General features: G+C 36.5%; 16 protein-coding genes. 3 read left to right on the top strand and 13 right to left on the bottom strand.

Going from position 1 to position 22,381, the window contains the following annotated elements; all coding sequences use genetic code 11:
- Positions 1–31: 31 nt before the first annotated feature.
- Positions 32–700, bottom strand: a complete 669-nt coding sequence (locus D172_RS06570) for a tyrosine-type recombinase/integrase (RefSeq protein WP_237113695.1) — start codon at positions 698–700, stop codon at positions 32–34.
- A gap of 488 nt (positions 701–1,188) precedes the next feature.
- Between D172_RS06570 and D172_RS06560 the strand changes: the two genes are divergently transcribed.
- Positions 1,189–2,303 (top strand): IS3 family transposase gene (locus tag D172_RS06560; protein WP_150115557.1). Its coding sequence is split into 2 segments (ribosomal slippage): positions 1,189–1,441 and positions 1,441–2,303, totalling 1,116 coding nucleotides; the frame shifts between segments, so codons are not numbered across the junction.
- Positions 2,304–2,697: 394 nt separating this feature from the next.
- On the opposite strand, the gene D172_RS06555 is transcribed toward D172_RS06560, so the two are convergent.
- The 8 genes from D172_RS06555 to D172_RS06520 all read right to left on the bottom strand — a co-directional run bounded on the left by D172_RS06555 (position 2,698) and on the right by D172_RS06520 (position 15,294).
- Positions 2,698–4,023 (bottom strand): hypothetical protein, encoded by a 1,326-nt coding sequence (locus D172_RS06555; protein WP_007378346.1) that lies wholly within the window; start codon positions 4,021–4,023, stop codon positions 2,698–2,700.
- Positions 4,024–4,534: 511 nt separating this feature from the next.
- Positions 4,535–4,996: a hypothetical protein gene (locus D172_RS06550; protein ID WP_033023815.1), complete on the bottom strand. Its 462-nt coding sequence runs from the start codon at positions 4,994–4,996 to the stop codon at positions 4,535–4,537.
- 277 nt (positions 4,997–5,273) lie between these two features.
- Positions 5,274–6,110, bottom strand: a complete 837-nt coding sequence (locus tag D172_RS06545; protein WP_007378345.1) for a nitrate- and nitrite sensing domain-containing protein — start codon at positions 6,108–6,110, stop codon at positions 5,274–5,276.
- 23 nt (positions 6,111–6,133) lie between these two features.
- Positions 6,134–7,270, bottom strand: coding sequence for a methyl-accepting chemotaxis protein (locus D172_RS06540; protein ID WP_007378344.1), 1,137 nt, complete (start codon positions 7,268–7,270; stop codon positions 6,134–6,136).
- 438 nt (positions 7,271–7,708) lie between these two features.
- Positions 7,709–7,957: a hypothetical protein gene (locus D172_RS06535; protein ID WP_007378343.1), complete on the bottom strand. Its 249-nt coding sequence runs from the start codon at positions 7,955–7,957 to the stop codon at positions 7,709–7,711.
- Positions 7,958–8,049: 92 nt separating this feature from the next.
- On the bottom strand, positions 8,050–9,687 hold the full coding sequence (locus tag D172_RS06530) for a cyanophycinase (RefSeq protein WP_007378342.1): 1,638 nt from the start codon (positions 9,685–9,687) through the stop codon (positions 8,050–8,052).
- Positions 9,688–10,030: 343 nt separating this feature from the next.
- On the bottom strand, positions 10,031–12,310 hold the full coding sequence (locus D172_RS21625) for a putative bifunctional diguanylate cyclase/phosphodiesterase (protein ID WP_007378341.1): 2,280 nt from the start codon (positions 12,308–12,310) through the stop codon (positions 10,031–10,033).
- A 116-nt stretch (positions 12,311–12,426) separates the two neighbouring features.
- Complete coding sequence (locus D172_RS06520; RefSeq protein WP_007378340.1) at positions 12,427–15,294, bottom strand: UvrD-helicase domain-containing protein; 2,868 nt, start codon at positions 15,292–15,294, stop codon at positions 12,427–12,429.
- Positions 15,295–15,505: 211 nt separating this feature from the next.
- Between D172_RS06520 and D172_RS06515 the strand changes: the two genes are divergently transcribed.
- Together D172_RS06515 and D172_RS06510 are read left to right on the top strand one after the other, a co-directional pair.
- Positions 15,506–16,243, top strand: a complete 738-nt coding sequence (locus D172_RS06515) for a hypothetical protein (RefSeq protein WP_007378339.1) — start codon at positions 15,506–15,508, stop codon at positions 16,241–16,243.
- 111 nt (positions 16,244–16,354) lie between these two features.
- Positions 16,355–17,272: a M14 family metallopeptidase gene (locus D172_RS06510; protein WP_007378338.1), complete on the top strand. Its 918-nt coding sequence runs from the start codon at positions 16,355–16,357 to the stop codon at positions 17,270–17,272.
- Positions 17,273–17,342: 70 nt separating this feature from the next.
- On the opposite strand, the gene ccoG is transcribed toward D172_RS06510, so the two are convergent.
- The 4 genes from ccoG to D172_RS06490 all read right to left on the bottom strand — a co-directional run bounded on the left by ccoG (position 17,343) and on the right by D172_RS06490 (position 22,310).
- Positions 17,343–18,725, bottom strand: coding sequence for a cytochrome c oxidase accessory protein CcoG (ccoG, locus tag D172_RS06505; protein WP_007378337.1), 1,383 nt, complete (start codon positions 18,723–18,725; stop codon positions 17,343–17,345).
- A gap of 145 nt (positions 18,726–18,870) precedes the next feature.
- Positions 18,871–20,289: a sigma-54 interaction domain-containing protein gene (locus tag D172_RS06500; RefSeq protein WP_007378336.1), complete on the bottom strand. Its 1,419-nt coding sequence runs from the start codon at positions 20,287–20,289 to the stop codon at positions 18,871–18,873.
- Between the two features lie 93 nt (positions 20,290–20,382).
- Positions 20,383–21,687: an ABC1 kinase family protein gene (locus D172_RS06495; protein ID WP_007378335.1), complete on the bottom strand. Its 1,305-nt coding sequence runs from the start codon at positions 21,685–21,687 to the stop codon at positions 20,383–20,385.
- A 68-nt stretch (positions 21,688–21,755) separates the two neighbouring features.
- Positions 21,756–22,310, bottom strand: a complete 555-nt coding sequence (locus D172_RS06490; protein WP_002960677.1) for a DUF1439 domain-containing protein — start codon at positions 22,308–22,310, stop codon at positions 21,756–21,758.
- Between the last annotated feature and the right edge of the window lie 71 nt (positions 22,311–22,381).

The raw sequence follows: 22,381 nt of genomic DNA, 5'->3' as shown, positions 1-22,381 counted from the left end.
GGACTTTAAATCAGTAAAAGATTAGCTAGTACTATTTGAAGTAAATCTTCTCTCCCCACTCTTCCAGAGCTTTGCGACGCTTTTCCATATACTCCTGCATATTATAAACGCCCTGCACTCCTTGTAATTGATGATTTAGTATTTTTTCAATCACTATAGGGTCAGCCCCAATATCGACATCACCTAAACGGGTAGCGACTGTCCTACGTAAATCATGAGGTACAAATTTAGGTACTCCTAATTGTTCTAATTTACGACTTATGGAGCGTGACAGTGAGTGCCTATCAATAGGCTGCTCACCTGGGCCTGATTTATTAGTTGTTGTACTCGGGAATACATATTTAGAATTGAGATAGCCAAATGCTGCACGTAGCTCATCAAGCAAAATAACCATATTTTGAGTAATTGGCACTTTATGAGTTCTTTCGCCATCTTTGTTTTGCTTTACTCGCTCGGCTGGGATTGTCCAAATCATTTTGTCAAAATCAAATTCTTGCCACTGTGCGCCCGTAACTTCTATTGGCCGACAACCTGTTAAAGTAATACATTTCAATGCATAAATAACTTGCTGGCTTATACCTAGCTTTGGTAGGCGTTCAAAAACTTGAATAACTTCGTCAAACTCTAGCGCTCTGGTCCGCGACTTTTCAAGGCCGCCTACGCTTTTCTTTTTAACGGTACTTACAGGATTGCCCTGCATAAGGTCTCGTTCAACACCAAAGTCGAACATTTGTTTTAAAATAGAGAGTTGACGTGGTTTAATCTAAAAGTACATTAGAGAATGTTATGCACATCAATCAAAAAAGAAAAACCACTTCACACTTATTATTTGATGAAATTATTTGTGCAATTGTGTTTGGCTCAATACCCTGTCTTTTAGTACTACAATTTTCAGGTGTAGAAGGCCTAGTTAGCTTTTTCGAAGGGATTACTCCCCCTGACTATCTAATATACTACTTTCTTCTACTGACTATTTTGCATAGTGTTGTTTGGGCTATTTCTAAATACAGCTTGTCTTTATCCGATTCTAGTAGAACGTTTAAATACAGATTACATGTACTTTCATATCAAGTTGGTTTTAATCTAGTAGGTTTTTATCGAGCTATAGCAGGTTCACTGGTAATCCCCCCGAAAAATAATAGATGCCAAACGTAGAATTTTCTCTTATTGTAAACACAGGAGAAAATTATGAAAAAAGCACATTTTACAGACAGTCAAATCCTCGCCATTTTAAAACAAGCAGAAAGCGGCGTGCCTATTCCTGAGCTATGCCGTGAACATGGTATGGGCAACTCAACCTTTTATAAATGGCGCGCTAAATACGGCGGCATGGATGCGTCTTTAATGACACGAATGAAAGAACTTGAAGATGAAAATCGCCGTTTAAAGAAAATGTATGCTGAAGAGCGGCTAAAATCTGAGGTCATTCAGGAGGCAATGGCAAAAAAGTGGTAAAGGCTTCTGAGCGCAAAGTCTTGGCTCATGAAGTCGTTAGCACAAATAAAATGAGTATTGCCTTAGCCTGTCGTACTTTCATGATAAGTGAAACATGCTATCGCTATACGCCAAAACTGTCTGATGAAAATGAGAAAATTGCAGCGTTGCTATTGGATTTAAGCCAATGTCAGCGTAATTGGGGATTCGGTTTATGTTTTTTATATTTACGCAATGTTAAAGGCTACACATGGAATCATAAGCGCGTTTATCGTATTTACCGTGAGCTTGAGTTGAATCTGCGAATAAAGCCTAGAAAACGTCTAACAAGGAAGAAGCCTGAACCATTGGCTGTCCCTGAGGCCATTAACGAATGTTGGTCAATGGATTTTATGCACGACCAATTATCGGATGGCAGAGGGTGTCGCTTGTTCAATGTGATTGATGATTTCAATCGCGAAGGACTCACAATAGATGCTGACTTATCACTCCCCGCTGAGCGTGTTATCCGCTCACTCAATCAAATTATAGAATGGCGTGGTAAGCCAAAAGCTATCAGGTGTGACAATGGGCCTGAATATATTAGCCATAAATTAGCAGAGTGGGCGTTAAATAATAATATTGAATTACGATTTATTCAACCAGGTAACCCGCAACAAAATGCTTATGTAGAGCGGTTTAATCGCACGGTTAGGTATGACTGGCTAAGTCATTATATTTACAGTGATATTAGTGAGTTACAAGATAAAGCAACCGATTGGTTATGGACTTATAATAATGAACGCCCTAACATGGGTATAGGTGGCATAACACCCATACAAAAACTGGAAAAGTCAAACAACGGAAATTCTACAGATAGCCTCCATTAAAAATGGGGGGATTACCCACTCCCTTTCATTGCAATACCTATATTAATTTATGATTCGACAGGAAATAGCATCCTTAAAGCTATATTTATGCTTTTATTTTCAATTGCTAGTTTACTAGTTGCTTACTGGCTAACATATTGGCAGCAAAAGACCGCACCAAGAATTAAAGAGTTTTGATTTATGCTTAAGCCAACAAAAAGTTTGAAACTTAAGGCAACAACTAACTTGAAAAACGCCGGAAATCTGTGAATTGGAAATTAAAAGAAAATAGGCCGCTTTCAGTGGTTGAACTCAGAGCGATTAGCAGACCGTCAGTCTTTGTCTTTGCGGTAGGCTGTTTCAAGCTCATTGCTACCATTTGATTGACTCAAATAAATGAGCAACGAACGCTCATTTATAACGATTCTAATTGGTTAATGTAATTTTCAGGGTCTGCTAACTTATCCGTAGTTAAGTTTTTTAGCCCTTGTAGCATATCACTAGAAATATATTTTTCAGTCACAGCCCAAAAACCTACTGCACCCGTTTTACCTTTGTTTTTTCCTTGTTCTTTAAAATCATTCCAAACATTAAAAATAGATTGTTTTCCTTTTGATAATTCGCGAGTTTTTTTATCTATTAGAGAGTGAATAATGATCCCACATTGATAATACGATCGGTAATTACCCTTCCTAGCTGCATCTTCTAATGAATATTTCGTTAAAGCATTGGCACAATCTGACTTTGCTTGGTTTAACTTTTTACTAATGAATAGCTCAATAATTTCGGGATAAAATTCCCGCAAGGCTATAGCTGATAACCATTCTGCATTACCTTCATGTATCCAGCTTTCAGATTTATCGCTTACTAATGAAGCGCTATCTTGATAAAAATGTGAAGCTTCATGTGCAAACATCCATAAAGTTCTATTAATAAAGTTTTTTTCTTTTAATTTTTCGTCCAAGTTATCCATATCCCAATGGATAAACACTTGATTAGGCAGAACACCTCCTTGAATATCTTTCCCCTTTTTATTTGAATATGAGGCAAATAGCATCGGTTTAACACTACTACTATTTTCTCCTAAATGTGATTCAAAGAACGTCATTGTTTTTGGTAGTGATTGGCTAAGTTCCATCTTCATTTTTTCAGGCAACCCTTGATCAATCATGGCTAAAAACGTTGGCTCATCTATAGGCTTTTGTTGTCCTATATAAACGTATTGTCCATCATCATACCCAAGCCAGTTTTCGGATTGATAGTTAACTTTTCCATTGGCAATAAAATGGGCATTTCCTTCTACTTCTATTTTGATTTTCCAACCATTATCATCATCCGAGCATAGGTCGATGCATGCAAATAAACGGCCCGTATGAATTAGAACACCTCCGTCTGAAAATGGTGCTATAGGTGCGTAAGATTTAGGTAAATGCTTATAAGTTGGTGTTAAGCTAAGTTGCACATGATTAAAGGCTTTACCATCTATTCGTTGAATAAACTCTTGATGTTTTTCATGAACAACCTCAAATTCATTATTAACAGGTTTCCATCTTTTGGTACGTGAGTCATTTGGGCTATTAACGAAGGCAATTTTTTGTGCAGGAGTGCCAGTAGTGTATATAAGCGATAATGTTTCCACTGATTTGTTGATCTGTATATTTACGTCAGCTTTTGCAAATGCACTTGTTTGAAAAAGAAAGTAAAGACATGCGAAAAAAGAGAAGTAATGTACGGCTTTCATTAAATTTAATTCCATTTATTTTTATTATTAAAATTATTATACATATCTTTCGTATAACTTTAAGTTATTGTTATACCTTCTTTAGAGCCATAGAGGTAAAACTTGGAGACCTTCTGTTTCTCACATTTTTAGGTCATTGACCGCTCTGGTGGCTTAGCTGTCCAATTCAGAGATTTTTGAAAAGTAATGTCAATCTCTGCTGTTGGCACTAAGCTGTCGGGGAACTAGTCCTGAAAGTTCTAAACCTTATTGTCTCAGTTTCATATTTTGCTGTTTAATTTCAATCTAAGTGCCCTGTCACATTAAGTTATCCAATATCTTTTATGTTCTTAAACTAAGACTGGTATAAAGTACAGCAGCCTGTTGAGTTGGTTTTTCGCCCGTTTCTTTGGTTTTTTAACTGCTTTTTAACAAGCTGCTGCGAATTACTTCGCTTTTTAACCGCAGTGTCTGTAGCTGCTTTTTTCTGCCTCCCCTTAATTTCATCGTTTAATGAATTAACTTTTGACCACTACAGCACTTTGCAAACCTCCTTAGCAGGTAAAAGGTGGAGTTTGAAGTCATACCCACAACCACTCGTACCACAACTGTGAATTAACTCTAATGCACTCGTTTTAGATTTTTTATAAACAGTTTTACCCGCAGATACTAGTCCAGCTTTGCAAATAGGTTGTGTGGAAATGAGATTGTTCTTTTTCGATAAATATTGTTGCTTATTGGGTACGGAAAAGGCTAAACCTTCAAAATTAGGTAATGGTTTAGCTGTGATTTTTTTTAATAAATTCTCTTTACCACTCCCAATTTCATTGAAGGTAAGATTAACTTCTATTTCAACCGTCGGAGATTCTTTGAAGATTTCAATCAAAGATTGACGATCCATTAGGGCAATTTCATTTAGTGGGATGGTTGATTCATTTGCTGAAAGACAGCCTGAAGCTAGTACTGAGAGCACTGCTAATTTATAAAGACGCACTTCTGTATCCCTTTGCATGATTTGTAAATGAGATTTAAATTATCAAGATTTAAGGCAGCCATTTAGAAAACTAAGTGTCTTAAGGGTTATTTTTTTAATGCTATCAAAGCATATAACCATTAAGAGGTGAGGTAAATGAGTTTTACTATCATTAACTAAATTAGACAGCCTCATTAATTAAGCAAACCTATGCACTAAATTTACTTTCTTGGGTTGAGCGTTGGTAATCTCCATTTCTAACGGAGGCCGCAGAGCTATATGTAATTAATTTTAAATCTTATATAACTTTATTTAATTGCTTCACTTGGTGATCAAAAATATCATTCATCTTTGACATAGTCTCAGTTGCGAGTTCAAAGTACTGATTACTATCTATCGCAACTTTAGCTGCACCAACTAATTCTGACGTCATCACTTCTATTAATTTATTCATACTTTCAGTCGCTTTTTTCACTAGATTAGTGTGGGTATGTTGCTCTTCTGGTAGGTGTGATAATCGTTGTAAAGTATCAATTGTGGTTTTTGCCATTGTTTGAATTAAAAAATTTAACCTGATTTTATCAACACTTGAACAGCATTGTTGAACAGCAACGCTCACTCCAATGGCTCGTGACTGGCCTATATTTTCTGTCGTTAATATTAACTCGCGCCAAACATACCCTATATTATTTATTTTTGGTAAAAAATCGGCCGTTAAATGCGAGCTTTCAGCGGTATCCTCTAATAAATAGGCTAAGTTTTTAATCATCATCGTATGCTGTTCAAAACTATTGCTGACCGATGATTTATTGTTAAAACTAAGAAGTCTACCCCAATGATCAGTAAAGGCTGCCCAACGCTCATTTTTAGCAACAGGTGAAAGCATTAAAGAGTTAATTTCTTGAGAAATTAATTTTTTAATACCAGTCAATTTAGCCTCTGCGTTAGTATCGCCATTTAACCAAGCAGCAGTGAGTCCTCGGTGTTGTTGAGCGAAAATAATTATCCTTTTGATCTGACAAATATGTACGAGTCCGTCTTTTTGTATTTTTTTATTGTTGCTTATTTTCATTTTTTTTATCAAAAAAATAATAATGATACAAAAAGTAGCTGTAGTTAAGGTTATCCATTGCATATTACACTCCTTAATAAGAACGACTATTGCCTTTGGGTTAATTTACGTAAATGATTTGCAACTAATTGAGATTGAACCGCTATATCTGAATTAGCTTGTGCACCAAGAACAACTTGCGCAATATGTTCAGAAATCTCATGGGTTGCAGCTGCCTGCTCGGTTGACACATTACTCACTATTTCCATTTGATGCTTAACCTGCTCAGTTGCTTTTTCGATATCGTTAAATGAAATATCGACCTCATTAACTTTTTGAAGGCAAACATCAGTTTGTATAACGACCTCACTCATCGTGCTAACAATCTCACTGCTTTCTTTCAATACATCATCAATATTGGCCACAATACTGTCCGTAGAATTATGTGTACGTTTAGCTAAAGCTCGAACTTCTTCTGCAACAACAGCAAAACCTAAACCAAACTCTCCTGCTCGAGCCGCTTCAATTGAAGCATTAAGCGCTAGTAGATTTATTTGTTGAGAAATTTGTTGTATCGATTCAGTGATCTTTTCAACATTTATAACTAGTTCATTCAACGAAACCATACGCTGCTGGGTTACTTTGGCCCTTTTATTTACGTTGGTTACCGCATTACTTAGTGACACTAAAGTGTCTCTACCCTGATTAGCTATTTCTGAAGCTAAACAGGAAGAGTGATGTGTTTTAGATATTTCGTTATTGATCTCGCCTAGTGAGTGGCTCATTTGTGTCACTGCTGATGCTGTTGAATTTATAGCGTCGGATTGAAGCAAAACATTATTTTTTACTTCCGATGAAATTTCAATAACCTGAATCGCGGAATACTCAACTTCTTTATTTTTTTCATTATGATGGGTAATAACTCGACCTAACTCACGATATTTTACTAGTAACTCCTCAATAAATTCTGAGTTTGCCAAACTGTTAAAATGAATATCGCGGTGATCGAAATTTTTAGTATTAATGTGTTCAATAACACTCTTTATTTGTTTTAATTGTGAACTTGCAATACAAGCAATGCCCGATAGAAGATATAAAAGAACGACAAAAACAAAGATTAACTTCACTATTGGAAAATAAAATAAACTTACAAAAAAGCCAAAGAAAATAGTTAATGTTATCCAAAAATAAATTTTTAATCCTAAATTTTTTATTAATAAAGTTATAGGTAAAAATATTATCAAAATAGTGTAGCCCAATTAAGAATGCGGATGATTTTTAATTGCAAGATACGAACCAATATTTAATAACCTGATTTTAAACAGTATTTTATTTTTTAATTTATAAGTAATTAACTATTATGATGATAACGAAAAATAATGCTCTCTTTTGGTGCATTTACTTCTATATTTTATTGATTCCATTTAAAAGAAATATTCTTACTTTTTAAACGGTATGACAGACATGCTTTAGTACCCTTGTGGGCTAAGTAAAAACCGAGCAAATCGATAATAAATCTATGTTATTAAATATTTATATCAGAGTTCACATTGGTTATTTTATGAAAGGAATTTTTTGATAGTTTAACTTTAAGCTAAGATGACAAGCTAAGCATTTATTTTATAAAAACTAAGTTATAAAAGTGCCTAAAGGCGCATCTATAATATTTAAAAGGTACTACTTTAGTGCTTACGACCTACACCATTGCGTACCATGTCTTGCCCGGTTTGGAATACGTCTTCTGTAATACCGCGCGCTAAAAGTAATTTTTGTTGGTCATCAAACACGGCTACAAAACGACTACCATCACTATTGTTTGTTGCCATACCAACGCCCGAAACACCCTTAAGGCCAAGACCGCCGTTTTCTACATTTAATAAAAAGCTTTCTAATTCGGCTAGACTAGAAATTACATCATTTTCTTTATTCATTTTAATACTCTTTTAGTAAGGCTTTTAAATCATTATGGTGGCTATTTTATAGAGAAGAGCCAAAAACTTAAACCCTTGGCTCAGGTTAGTCACTAAATCGACTTTATAGCTAACTCTAAATTGCTTAGCGCACAACCAAACTCTTTTGCATGGATGCGATGATACTGTGTGTCACTCGTTGCTGTGAGGCTAATTATAAACTCGTCTTGTTGGGCTACCGCACTTTGCTCTTGGCTTAGGCACATAGCTTGAGTTAGTGAGCGCAGTTTTGAATTTGTTAAAATTGCACCAAAACGCTGCACAGGCAGTGGAGGTATTTTTATAGCAGGTAACGCTTGGCTTATAGTGCGATCACTTAGAGTAAACGTGTTATTGGTAATATCAATTACACTGCCTGTAGGCCAGTAGGAGTAGCTATAACTTTTACTATTTGGTTGGGCTTTACCTTGGTTAGCTAAATGCACTACACCACTTTTGCCTATTACGGTTATTAAACTACCTTCTGGTGATTTAATAACAACCAAAGCCGTATTTTCATCAATACCAAAACCATGTTGAATCTCTGTTTTAATATTTTTTACTTCGTTTTTATTTAGCGCTGCTGCAAGCCTAAATGTACGGTTTTGTTCGCTAAATTGAGTATCTAGTACACCAAAGTTAAAACTGCCCAGCCCACCAGCATTAGTGTTATTTTCACTTTTACGAAGTGCCTCAAGGCTTGTCGTATTTGTAAGCATGCCCGTCACTTTACTTTGGATTGCTGCGCCCGCTCCTTCACCTACAATTACTGGGCGAGTTTGCAATGCTTGCGTCCACGGGTATGGGTTATTGTTTTGATCAAATAATATCTTGTGTGTTAAAGCCGCATCACCATCATTAAACATAACGCCGGTACTGCTTTTAATAAGTGATACAAGTGCATTAGTGCCACTTTTACATAAAGCGTATTCGGCCTTTGTCCGATCGGGATAAATTGCTTCACGATTATACACATTCATTAATGTATTTCTGAGCGCTGGTAATTTATCGCACGAGTTACTCGTAATCGCTTTAGCAAGCGCGGGCGTTAGTGCTAACCATTGAGTGCTTATATTTGATTGCTCTAAAAGACTCTGCGCTACATCTGCCGACTCATAAGGGTCGCGGCTCGATGCCGTAATAGCAAGCATTGTAGGTTTTACGTTATTAACTTTTAAACTGCCCGACACAAATTGTAAAATATTATTAGTCGCGCTCTCGTTATTGAGTTCAGTGTTTACTTGTTCTTTTAAACGCTCGCCATCATTATCTAATTGATGCGTTTCTAACATATCAAACAAAAAATCGAACTCTTGATCTGTCAAACGACTTAGCTCTTCGTTATTTATATCACGCCATAGCCAAAGCAATTCAGCTTTAGTCATTGGTGAAGTACTTTTAGGATGTAATGCGGTCAACGAGTTAAACGTTTCCAACTTAGTTACGCTGTTATTATTGGGCCAGCGTGAGTTAATTTGATTAATTTTAGCGCTTGTGATTGTAAATAAACGATGCTTTTTACCTAGAATTTTCGTGTTATTTTTACAACTTTTTAAATTCGAACTAGAGCATACCGAAAATGTGCTACCGGCTAAAACCAACGTTTGGCTTTGCTCTTTACAAGCTAAGTTTGTTGAAAATACAACCATTAAAAATATGGCAAAAGATTGTGTTAATTGCAGTTTTTGGCAAAACAAAAATACGTATTTCATAATATAAACTCTAAGGCCTGCTGACCTTTCAGGATTAAAATTTGTTCTATCTAGGGGCGGTTTAATCGCAGTACGATATTTTTAGCCTCGTAGGAGTAAGTACTTAACCTGAACTCTGGATAATAAATCTATCTCGAGCAGCTATTTTCAGCGCTAAATGCGTTGAATTTGCTAAAAGTCTCTGGCTAGAGAAAATAAATTAAAATATCAATAGCATTCAATACGTTAGTAAATCTCTTAACCAGATTTTAGGTTAATTTATATAGTAATGGTTAGTATATTGAGCCGTTCAGTTAAATCTAAAACATTAACTCAGTAAAGTAGTCGCCAATTACTACCGGAATTAAAAGACTTGTTTTTCATTATTTTTAGCAGCTATAAATTTTGTTCCGTGTTTATTTATATGAGCCTCATAATTTTTAACCGTAATAGGTTGTGCAAAATAAAAACCTTGGAACTCTTTACAACCCATTTCCGCCATAATAGCAACTTGCTCTTGCGTTTCAACACCTTCGGCAACACATTTTATATCTAATTCTTCGCACATAACGAGTATCGCTTTTACTAAACTCTTTTGACGTGAAGAATGAGTAATTTGACTGATAAGAGAACGGTCGAGTTTGAGCTTATTTATAGGATAATGGGCAAGACGAGCAATATTTGAGTATCCGACCCCAAAATCGTCAACTGATATTATAAAACCCCACGATTGCAATGTTTGCATTAGCTTTAATGAATGGCCTTGATTTGCTTCAAGTGAGGTCTCAGTAAGCTCTAACTCTATTTGCTGCGGCTTTACGTTAAAATCAGCTAAAGATTTTACTAGTTTTGAAATAAAGTCAGGCTGGCTGAAATCAATTAAAGATATATTTATTGCTATAGGCACACTTGGCATATCTACTGTAGACCACTGAGCAATTTGAGCACACACTTTTTGAATAATCAAATCAGTTAACCTACTGATCATTCTGTACTCTTCTGCAATAGGTATAAATACAACTGGTGATACGTTGCCAAGTATTGAACTATGCCACCTCGTGAGTGCTTCGAGCCCTATGCACTCTCCTTTAGCATTCACTTTTGGTTGGTAGTACACCGATAAATCACCTTGTTGAAGCGCTTCATCGAGCAACATTGATATTTCGTATTTTTCTATAAACGCTTGTGATTGTTCTTCACTATAGCTGCAAATAGGAGAATTACTGTTTGCTAATTTAAGTGCTTCGCAGGCATTTGTTAACACTTCAGAACTACTTTTCCCATGATTTGGGTAGCGCGCAAAACCAAATAAAAAAGTTTGCTGACACTTATTTCCAAGTACATTATATGTTTCGTCTAACGTGTTTTTTATATTTACCAAAAGTTTATCTTTTAGTTCGTTTGCCGAATGTGTTCCAACAATAAAAGCCAGTTTCCCCACTCCTACATGCGCACACAACAAAGGGCCTTCTGGCATCTTTTTTAAACGCTTAAATGCACTAATTAGCAAAGCTTGTGAATCAATTTTAGTAAACTTTAAATTTAAATACTCACTATTAGCCGTTTGTGTAACAACAATATAAAAGCCTTTGTGATATTTAATGGTTAATCTGTTGCACTGTGTTTCAAACCATCCTCTATTTGGTAGCTTTGTTTGTGGATCTCTAAAGCGTAAGCGCTTGTTTTCTTGCTCCATTATAGTTAAGTTTTGTTTGATTAACTGTTCTTGAGTACAATCATAAAAATCATAAACACGATAATTAGCACTCATTACGTGCTGGTAGTTAGTCCGAAAAAAACTGTTTTTGTGTTTAACAATTTGATCTTGAGCATCAAGCTCATCAACATCAACATCAAGCGAAGGTAATAAATTGAATAGTTTAACGCCATGTTCTTTTAAATGTTTTTTAATATCAAACATATCAATAGCATGTTGATTAAAATCTGTAATCACAAAATTTTCATCTACAATAATCTTCGCTTTGTTTGATTCAGTAAAAAGAGCCCTGTAAAGATCGTTTTTATCTTTGAGGTAAGTATTAGCGCTCTTCATACTTTTATTTAAGCGTTTTGCCGCAACAATAGTGCGAGCAAAAGCAAGTGGAATACAAACATTTAAAGATAAAAATATAAGGCTTGTAATATACAGCTTTTCATCAGAAAGTTTAGTTGAGACACCAGATAAAGAAGATAGATTTATGTCGTTAACTATAATATAAAAAGGAATTATATTTAACACAGCATAAAAAATGGCCGTTCTGCACCCTATTAACATTAGTGCGATTAAAGGGCACGAAAACATATATATCGAGCCAATTTTTGCCAGCTCTAAATCGGTCACGAATAAGTTAATACACAGACTTGCTGCAACTATAGAGAGCAGCAGTGCATGCGCACAAAATATATAATACCTTTTGCTTGCTGCTAATAATAAGGTCGTTATAAAAAAGAAACTAACGCTTAGTCCTACAAAGTATAAAATATTAAATTCAGCAGCTTGTTTAGATTTATGAAGCGATATAGCTAGGCATAATAAAATACCGGTTGCAAAAATAATACGTAAAGCACTCACACGCCAATTAGGTATTTGCCCTGTTGGTAAATGATGGTCTTCAAGCAAAAAAAATCGACTGAAAAAGTGCATGGTAATCAATAATGAAACTCAGGTAGCATCAATTAAACATTGATACTAAATAAAAGCAATAAAATACGACTAATTACAATTTAAGTACTACTTTAAGGTTAATTTAAATAGGCTATTCATGTAACAGTTAGCTTTCGAGTGTTTTTACAGCTGTCTTCTTTGAGCTCAAAGCCACTGCATCCTAAAAATTCACCATGCTTAGATTTGCGTTTCCGCATTTCACGCCCACATTTTTCACAAATTGGATGCTGTGTTTTACATTCTATATTTACACATTGTGAATACGTGCTTTTATCAACCGATGGGCTACTACAACTTTTACACACTCGTAGTTTAGTTTCGCAAATTTGCGTGTTAGTACAGCTATAATAATTACCATACTGACCCGTTTTTGGCACAATTAATCCGTCGCTGCATGTATTACACTCTCTTTGCTTTAGTTGCGACTTGTTAAACAACGTTGAAGCGATCTGAATAGGATAATCGTCATTTACTAGTTCTTTTACAAACGCTGAGCATGCATAAGGGTCTGCAATTAAGTACGCTTTATGTTTAGCACGTGTAATGCCTACATAAAGCAAACGCCTTTCCTCTGAGTGAGTGAATTCATCTTGCTCTGGTAATAACGACTCCACCAGCACGCTATTTTGATTATCGCTAGGAAAGCCTAATTTACCTTGTTCAAAACCAATAATAATACAGTAATCGGCTTCAAGCCCTTTAGCACTATGTAATGTCCAAAAATAAAGAGAGTTTGTATGCTTTTTATCTTTTAAATGCTGCTGTACGCTATTTAACATGTATCGATATCGACTAAGTATGGCAATACTCGCTGATGCATCGTTTTTTTGAATCGTGCTTATGCTCTGCTGTACTTTTATTTCTATCGATTTAGTACCTTGGTATAAATCGTCTAATAAAATAACGTGTGGTGTGGTTACTTGCGTATGTGTGCTGATCAGCTTTTTATATTGCTCAGGGTTTTGCATTACAAAACGCCCTGCTACATCGCTAATACTGTTGTTATATCTAAATGTTTTTTGCAACATAGTAAGTGAGTGGCCACCCACCAGCTCATTAAAACGCGTTGTAAACGCTAAATTACCACCCGAAAAACGATAAATTGCCTGCCAATCATCACCTACGGCAGTAAAACGTACACTTTTGCCCTTGTTAATAAGTGTGTTTAAAAAGGCCATACGCGCACCTGATATATCTTGAAACTCATCAACTAAAATATGGCTCCAAGGCACACTAAATTCACCTTTTTTTACAGCCTTTGTTGCATGAATAATCATATCGTCAAAATCAATGGCGTTTTGCGTATGTAGCTCTTGCATATAAGCATTATGTATAGCTATAAGCATTGCGGCATAACGTTGATGGTTTTTGAGTCCACTTTGTTTTATACGTTGTTTTATTTGCGTATTAGTGAGCTGCTCAGCTCTTATGGCTTGCAAGCACTTTAAGTATTTTTCAACCCCTTGTTGTAACAGCCCTGAGTTATTTAACGTGCTAAATACTTCATCGTCATTTAAAGGTACAAGCGCCACACTATGTTGCTTTAAAAGTTTACTTAAGCGCTGCTCTAACTTGCCTTCGAACCAATTGTAGTGAAAAGTCTCAAGTAAAATAGTGTTATTATTTTTATGCAGTTTTCGCTTAAAAGCTATTTGCTCGTTATAGCGTTTTTTATTTATATCGCCGCGTGTATTACCCTCTCTATCAATGTCAAAGTGCTCTAGATAAATATTGTATTTTGATAAGTGAAAATTGGGATTATATTGTGCGTTTAGGGTTATGTCTTCTGCTGAAATCTCTAGCTTATTTTTGTAGTGAGGCTCGTACTCATGCTCAACTGATTGTAAATATAACCAGTTTGAAATAAGTAGCTCTTGATAACTTTTAACTTTAAGCCCTGCAAGGCTTCTATATTCGTTATCTCTGAGGTAGCGCTCATACTCAGCACTGCTTTTAAAACTAAAAATATCGACTGGTTCGTGAAGTAAATCAACAACGTTTTTCAAAAATGTAGAGTCGGTCTGCATTTGCTTATAAAGCCATGCGGTTAACCATGTTTTTTGCTGTATTTCATCGGTTGCAAATGTAGAAAGCTTCGTTGATTTTTTCGCGTCTTGTAATAGCTTTAATCCTAGTGCATGAAACGTTAAAATGGCAGGTGGTTTAATACTTAAATTGGCGTGTGCTGCACGTTTAATAAAGCGCTCTTTTAATTCCTGTGCAGCCGTTTTATTGTAAGCAAGTACCAATACCTGCTCTGGCAGTGCTATTCCACGTGCGATTAAATCAAGCGATTTGGCAACCATAACTGAGGTTTTTCCTGTGCCGGCTGCTGCAAGTACTAGATTTTTATCGTTATCGCGTATAACCGCTAAACGCTGCTCTGTAGTGAGCGGGTTAGACTCAACATTATTATAAAAGTTATCTCTTAGGGTAAGCTGCTTTTGTTCATATTTATGGCGTAATTGCGCTACAGCGTCTGCTGTTTTTGGTGTACTACTTAAAATACTTAAAAATTTTACGCTAATAGGCGATAAATGCTGTTGCCACACGGTTTGATTATGTGCGTAATTTTTACTTAAAGAAAAAACAGCTTTATTTAAGATTTCAATGGAACTGTCGCGTAAAAATTCATCAAGGGCATAACGCTTTAAAAGTGTTTTCGCATTGTTCACTTTTTGTTCTAACGTATTTAAAAAATATTTATTTAACGCTTTATTAAGCACATCTGCTTCGGCTTTTTTTAAAAAACTAACGCATGTGTTATTAGGATCACATAAATAAATTTTTGCGCTAAACAAGCTATTTTGCAGCACAGAAAAGTTACTGAAATCACTTAATAAAAATTGCTGTTTAGTCATATCTCTAAAGTGGACAACAAGCACGTCTTGCTCAATACTTACCCACTTAATACGGGTAAAAAAACGACCTAACCAACTTGGTGTGGCAACATACTGCACCATAATACTCAATACAAAAGCAGACTATAAACTAATTGTAACATACTCTTTTATAATAAATTTACTCACAATACTGGCCGTTATTTTACTAAAAATAAAACAACACTGCCTACCAAGATCTTTTATTTAAAATTTATTTTACAGTTGTTAACAATTTTAAACATCTAAAAGTACTTTCTTGTGTAACAATACGCTCACAAATAAAGGAGCTAACATGTTTAAAAAAAGCTTTTCCCTCGTGGGCATCATATTAATGCTGTGTGCTTGCACATCAGAAACAGCATCAGATCTAATTAAAACGAAAGGTATTTGGGCGGGTTTTGAGCTTGTGTCTGACGGAAGTCGTACTCGTATTAATGCAGAGCTAAATGCAGGTGATATGAATGGGTCTAACATCGTATTAAGCGATAGCGACACATTACAAGTAATCGTGCGAGGCACAGCTGTTGAACTTAGTAAAGATACAGATTTTTTAGATGTAGATTACCAAGCCTACATCAACATAACTGATGATAACGAGCCGTTTGATATATTGTTTAACCGTGATGATGAAATAAGCACACGCTCAACTGTTGAACTTCCTCATAACTTTATTATTTTAACACCAAGTAGTGAGCAAAACTTTAGCATAACAAACACAATAACAGTACAACTTGATGGTATAGATACCAATAGCGCCAGCACAATTGAGTTAAGCAGTCATTGCACCACAAATAACAGCTCTACATTAATACAATCTACGTCTTCATCTGTTACATCGTCGAGTTATTCATTTAATCTAAATAATTTGATAATATTTAATGATACGCAAATAGATAAAAGTAAGGCATGCAATTTAACTATTTTGGTTGAGCGGGTTCGCTCTAGCGCTATTTCAGGGGAGTTTGCTAGTCAAAGTTATATTCAAGCTAAACAACAGCGCACAATAAATAATATGACTTTAACGTTTTAATTTGCACGCTAATTTACTCAGCGTTAAGCTACGCCTTTATTAAGTAATTCTAACAATTGTAATTGCCTACTTTTTTATATGGGCTAATAACAATTGATATAAAGGTTTATTATGACTAACAGCACATACCCTATTGGCACACCTGGCAAAAAATGGAATAACAACGATAAAGCCTTGTGGTTAGCACGCCAAAATATTAAACGCAGTTACCAAAACGAAGTCGTAACGCTAATTAATGACCTTAAAAGCACCTTAGATATAGAGCAATACGGTCAGCTTAATTACGCCGCTGGCACTTACCCATTATATATATTAAAAACGCCTAACTTTAATGCTAATAAACCAACAGTTTTAATCACCGGAGGTGTGCATGGCTACGAAACCAGTGGCGTACATGGCGCACTTAGGTTTGCTAAAACATCGGCTATGCAACACTCAAAGCAGTTTAATATTATTGTTGCGCCCTGCATTAGCCCTTGGGGATATGAGACTATAAACCGCTGGAACCCTGATGCTATTGATCCTAACCGCTCATTTTACGAAGGCAGCCCAGCTCAAGAATCAGCAGCCATTATGGCGTTTGTAAAATCACTCGATATAGACTTAGTTGCTCATATTGATTTACACGAAACAACCGACAGCGATAACAGTGAATTTAGGCCCGCACTTGCTGCCCGTGAAGGCACTACAAACACTAATTGGAACATACCTGATGGGTTTTATTTAGTGGCCGATACCAATAAGCCTGAGCCTGAATTTCAAAAAGTAATTATTGAAGATGTGGCAAAGGTCACGCACATTGCCCCGAGCGATGAAAACAACCAGCTAATAGGCGTCCCTCAAGAGCAATTTGGTGTTATTAACTATGCGGCACGTGAGTTAGGTTTGTGTATGGGCTTTACTGACGCGCCCTATGTAACAACTACCGAAGTGTACCCAGATAGCCCAACAGCCACAGATGAAGAATGTATATTAGCTCAAGTGGCCGTTATAACAAGCGCACTAAAATATATAAATGCAAACACATAATAAAAACTACAGATAAAATGCCCAAGAGGAATATCTACTTGGGCATGTTGTTTATGAAATTTTATCAATCTTAGTTTTTATAAAACTGGCTATCTTTAGTTATGGTTATACTGGCGTCATCTTGCGCTGTTACTACAAATTGTAACTTGCTAACTTTACGCTCAATATCGTAACCATCTGCAGTTACAGTAACGGGGACTCTTTTCATCACACCTGGCTGTATAAGTGTAGAACTTGGACTTGAGAGTGTTGCTTCTGGCAAGCCCTCTATGGCAATGGTGTAATGCAGTGCTTGCTGCGTTTTATTAATAATAGTAAGTGTATAAGGGTTTTCTACCAGGCCCTCGTAGTTCACTCTATAAAGCGCATTCCTATCTCGTAGTACTGAGGCTTCTATTGGTGTGCGTTGTAGCATCCATGCAAACATAGAAATTATTAACAAAGCCGTTAATGCGCCGTATCCTATTAGTTTTAATCTAAATGGATTGGTTTTTTTACCCTCCATTTGTTTTTCACTCGCGTATTTAATTAAGCCTTTTTGATAACCAAATTTCTCCATGGTATCGTCGCAAGCATCAATACATAAGCCACAGTTTATACATTCATATTGTAAGCCATTTCGAATGTCTATACCTGCCGGGCATACCTCTACACATAAGTTACAGTCTACACAGTCACCTAGGTTAAGCTCTTTTGGATCGGCTTTGCGTTTACGTGGTCCTCGGCTTTCACCGCGCTTGCTATCATAGGTAACAAGCAACGTATCTTTATCAAACATAACAGCCTGAAAACGAGAATACGGGCAAGCAATTGTGCACATTTTTTCGCGTAAAAACCCTGCATTACCGTAGGTGCAAAAAGCGAATAAAAACACCCAAAAGCTCGTAATACCTGACCATTCAAACGTAAGCATTTCCATATACAAACTTTTTGCCGGAATAAAATACGCCATAAACGAGGTGGCGGTTAAAATCGAAATAACAATCCACGCACTGTGCTTAGTAATTTTTTTGCGCCAAGTGCTCAGCGTCCACTGAGATTTATCTAATTTAATACGCTGATTTCGAGTGCCTTCTATGCGTTGTTCTACCCACGAAAACATGAGCATCCATATTGTTTGCGGGCACGTATATCCACACCAAACCCGGCCGAGCCAGTTAGTTACAAAAAATAATGCAAAAGCCCCCACCATAAATAGCAGGGCTAAAATCATAAAATCTTGAGGAAGGAGTGTTAGACCAAAAATAGTAAAAGTTTGCGTTGCCACATCAAGCAGCACAGCTTGTTGACCGTTATATTGGATCCACGGTATTGCAATAAAAGTTAGCATTAGCAGCCAACCTAAATTACGGCGTATGCGCTGAAAAAATCCTTTTTGCTCGCGGATATAAATTGGCCCTTCGGTGTTATAGGGCTTAATGATCATGTCTTCTTCTTTAATATCAAACTTCATAGTACTTGCTTCATAATGACGGGTATTAAGCAAGTATTTGCAACTTTCAGACCAAGCTGAAACTTTAATTACTTAATTGATATTAAAGAAATTATTTTAAAAAACAAAAACCAATCTCGCGATATAAAGCGTAATTCGCGATATATCACGAATTTTTAGCAATCCCTAACTTTCGCATTTTTGAACGTAGTGTACTCTCAGGTAAGCCCAATTTAACTGCCGCTCCTTTATCACCCGATATTTGCCAGTGCGATAACGCAAGAACAGAAGTTATATGCTGCTTTTGCGCTTCATCGAGCGTAAATAAATGATTAATAACGGCTTCACCACCCGCTTGCAAAGGCTGACTTAGCTGAAGTACCGCTTGATTAGATAAAATAGCTTCGCGTTCAAGTACATTTTGCAGCTCTCTAATATTGCCTGGCCAATCGTAAGCTTGCAGCTGCGTAATTGCTTTTTTACTTAGCCCTTTTAAGTTTTTCCCGAGCCGCTTATTTAGCTGCGCAATTAAATTAGCGCATAAATAAGGAATATCTTCTTTTCGATCTTTAAGGGCGGGTACTTTTATAGGAAATACATTAAGCCGATAATACAAATCAATTCTAAACGTGCCTTTTTGTACCATTTCCCACAGGTCGCGATTAGTCGCTGCAATCACTCTAATATTTACTTTTAGCGTATTGCTGCCACCCACACGTTCAAACTCTTGTTCTTGCAGAACTCTCAGTAGTTTACTTTGCGCCTCAAGTGGCAGCTCTGCTATTTCATCTAAAAACAAGGTGCCTTTATCAGCAAGTTCAAAACGCCCTTTACGGCGTTCATTTGCACCTGTAAACGCGCCTTTTTCATGGCCAAACAATTCCGATTCTAGCAAACTTGGGGTAAATGCGGCGCAATTTACTTTTATAAAGGCTTGTTCGCTACGTTTGCTTAGCCTATACAAATTACGAGCTACTAATTCTTTACCCGTGCCATTTTCGCCAAGTATAAGCACTGTGCTGTCGGTTTCACTCACCAGTTTTATTTGATCTAACATGGTTTGAAATATATGACTTTGTCCAACTAGCCCTGAGTCTTGCCAATCTTCGTTAAGTTCTGCAATTAAGTAGTTGTTTTCATCTTTTAGCTGCTCACTTAAATGCTTTACTTGCTCAAGTGCCTCTTGCAGTGCATTTTGTGTTTGCTGTTGCAGTGATATGTCGCGAAATACCGCTACAGCACCAATTAACTCATCATTTTGATAAACCGGTGTTGAGGTGTATTGAACTGCAAATGAGCTACCGTCTTTGCGCCAAAAAACTTCATTTTTAACTTCACGACGTTTTCCGTCAAACATGGTGCAGTAAATTTGGCATTCATCAGCGGGATAAGGTGTGCCATCAGCATGAGTATGGTGATGATATTGATGTATTTTTTTACCTAATAGTTCCTCAGCGCACCAACCTGTCATGCGCTCAGCGGCAGGATTAACAAACACCGCATTACCCGACAGGTCAAAACCGTATATACCCTCACCGACTGCGTTTAGCAATAATTTAGGATCGTTTAAAAATTGTTTTATCATAAATACACCTCGCGAAATATCGCGAGTATTATGGCAATTTTATACGCTAAGTGCACTCATTACTTAAAGCGCACTTACGCGTAAATTAAAAAGCTATAAATAGTGCTTAAATAACGTTTTTACATCTATTTTTGCACCTAGCCTTGCGGCTATTAAGTAAAGTCCTGCAAGTTTTCGGTGAATAAATAGCGCATCAACGGGCGGTGTATGCCATTGCTGAGATTGCCCACTAAGAGCAAGCCCTGCATTTTTAATATTGAGCGCGAGTTCGCTATTTTTAAAATCAAATTCCCCTTCTGCTCTTAGTGGCTCGCACGCCATTAAAAATAAATCAATGACGTTGTTTTTATACTCATCAACTAAGTCATTTTTAAAATAACCTATGTGTGATGCCGCTTTAAGTACACCTTCTCGGTTGTTTTCGCTACCCGCTTTAAATAAGGCTAAGTACGCTAAGCTAAGCTCGGTTGATATTTCTCGCGTTGCACCAAAATCAAATAAAACAATTTTTTGGGTATCAAGTTGATAATGAAAGTTGGCAAAGTTAGGATCGGTTTGAATCAATTTAAATTCAAACATTTCTTTAAAAAATAAATCAATGAGCTGCTCTGCAACAAAGCTTTTTTGACTATCAGGTAACTCTGTAATGCTCTCAATGGGCTCTGCTTTTATATATTCCATAGTTAGCACGTGTTGTGTGCTGTGCTCTGGATATACGTTAGGCACTTTAAAGTGTTCGTTCTCTGCTAGTGCATTTTTATAACGTATTAAGTACTGAGCCTCCCGTTTATAATCAGCCTCGGCTAATAGCTGCGCTTTAGCCTCACTAATAAGTGGTTTAATATTAAGATCTTTTGGCAATAATCGAGAAATCGTTAATAAAGAAATAACGTTATCGACATCACTTACTACACTTTTTGCAATACCAGGGTATTGAATTTTAACAGCAAGCTGATCGCCATTTTCTTTATAAGCTAAATGAACTTGCCCTATAGAAGCCGCTGCAAAAGGCCTTAACTCAATATGAGAAAAACGCGCTAGCCACTCATCCCCCCATTGCTCTTTTAACACTTCAACAAGCTGCTTATGAGGCATTGGATTCGCGTCTGAGCGCAGTAAAGCAAGTAACTGAGCTAATTCAGGACTAAGTAGATCACCGGCATCCATTGAGAGCAATTGCCCCAGTTTCATTGCTGCACCACGTAAATGTGATAGCTGTGTGGCTAATTTTTCAATATTTTTAGGTTGTAGTAGTAAGCTTTTATTATCCCAACCTTTACCTGTTAGCGCACTCTTAGCACCATCAACTAACATGTTGGTAGCAACACCTGTTGCAAGTGAGCCTAATTTTGCAAATCGAGAAAGCCGAGAAGTGGGAACAGTGCGAGGAGCCGCCATAATATTAAAACCTAATTAGCCTGAAAGTCAGGCTAATTAATACGTATATTGTAAGTAGGTAGATCTACTTATAGACGAGGTACTAGCTTAATTGCGCCTTCAACCACTTTCATATCAAGTGGAAGTTTACTAAGTAGCATCATTTTAGGGTCATCCATATTTAATGTATAAACTGGGTTAACCGCTAAAAAAGCATTAATAACATCCATTGCTTGGCTATCAAGCGCACCTAAATTACCTTTAAAACCACCGGCATCTACACTCGAATCAAGTAATTTAATATTACGTAAAAACACTGCTTTTTTCTCACTGTCGTAAAATGGGCTACCTTCAATTTGTAGCTTTAAACGCACTGGGTATTTAAGTGCGAATGCATTAATTTCAGCGCTTGAATCGGCACCAAGCACAACAACATCGCGGTTATCAGGTCCAATGTTGACACTTAAGTCGTTTACATCAAACTGAACGGGTAAACCCATTAAGCTTACTTTTTCACTTAACTTTGGTAATTGCTTACCCAGTACAGATTCAACCTCAGAGTTAGTAAATGAATATACTGATATGCCTTGCGTGGTATTACAGGCAGTTAAAAATAACGCTGCAATAATAACTAAAATTCTCATGAGAACCCTTTTGTTTATGAATTAGTGATACATAAAAAAGCCGCTATTAAAGCGGCTTAGTAAAATAGTAA

The sequence above is a fragment of the Pseudoalteromonas sp. Bsw20308 genome (assembly GCF_000310105.2).
In the GTDB taxonomy this organism is placed as follows: Bacteria; Pseudomonadota; Gammaproteobacteria; order Enterobacterales; family Alteromonadaceae; genus Pseudoalteromonas; species Pseudoalteromonas fuliginea.
This window is presented reverse-complemented; position numbering and strand designations above follow the sequence as displayed.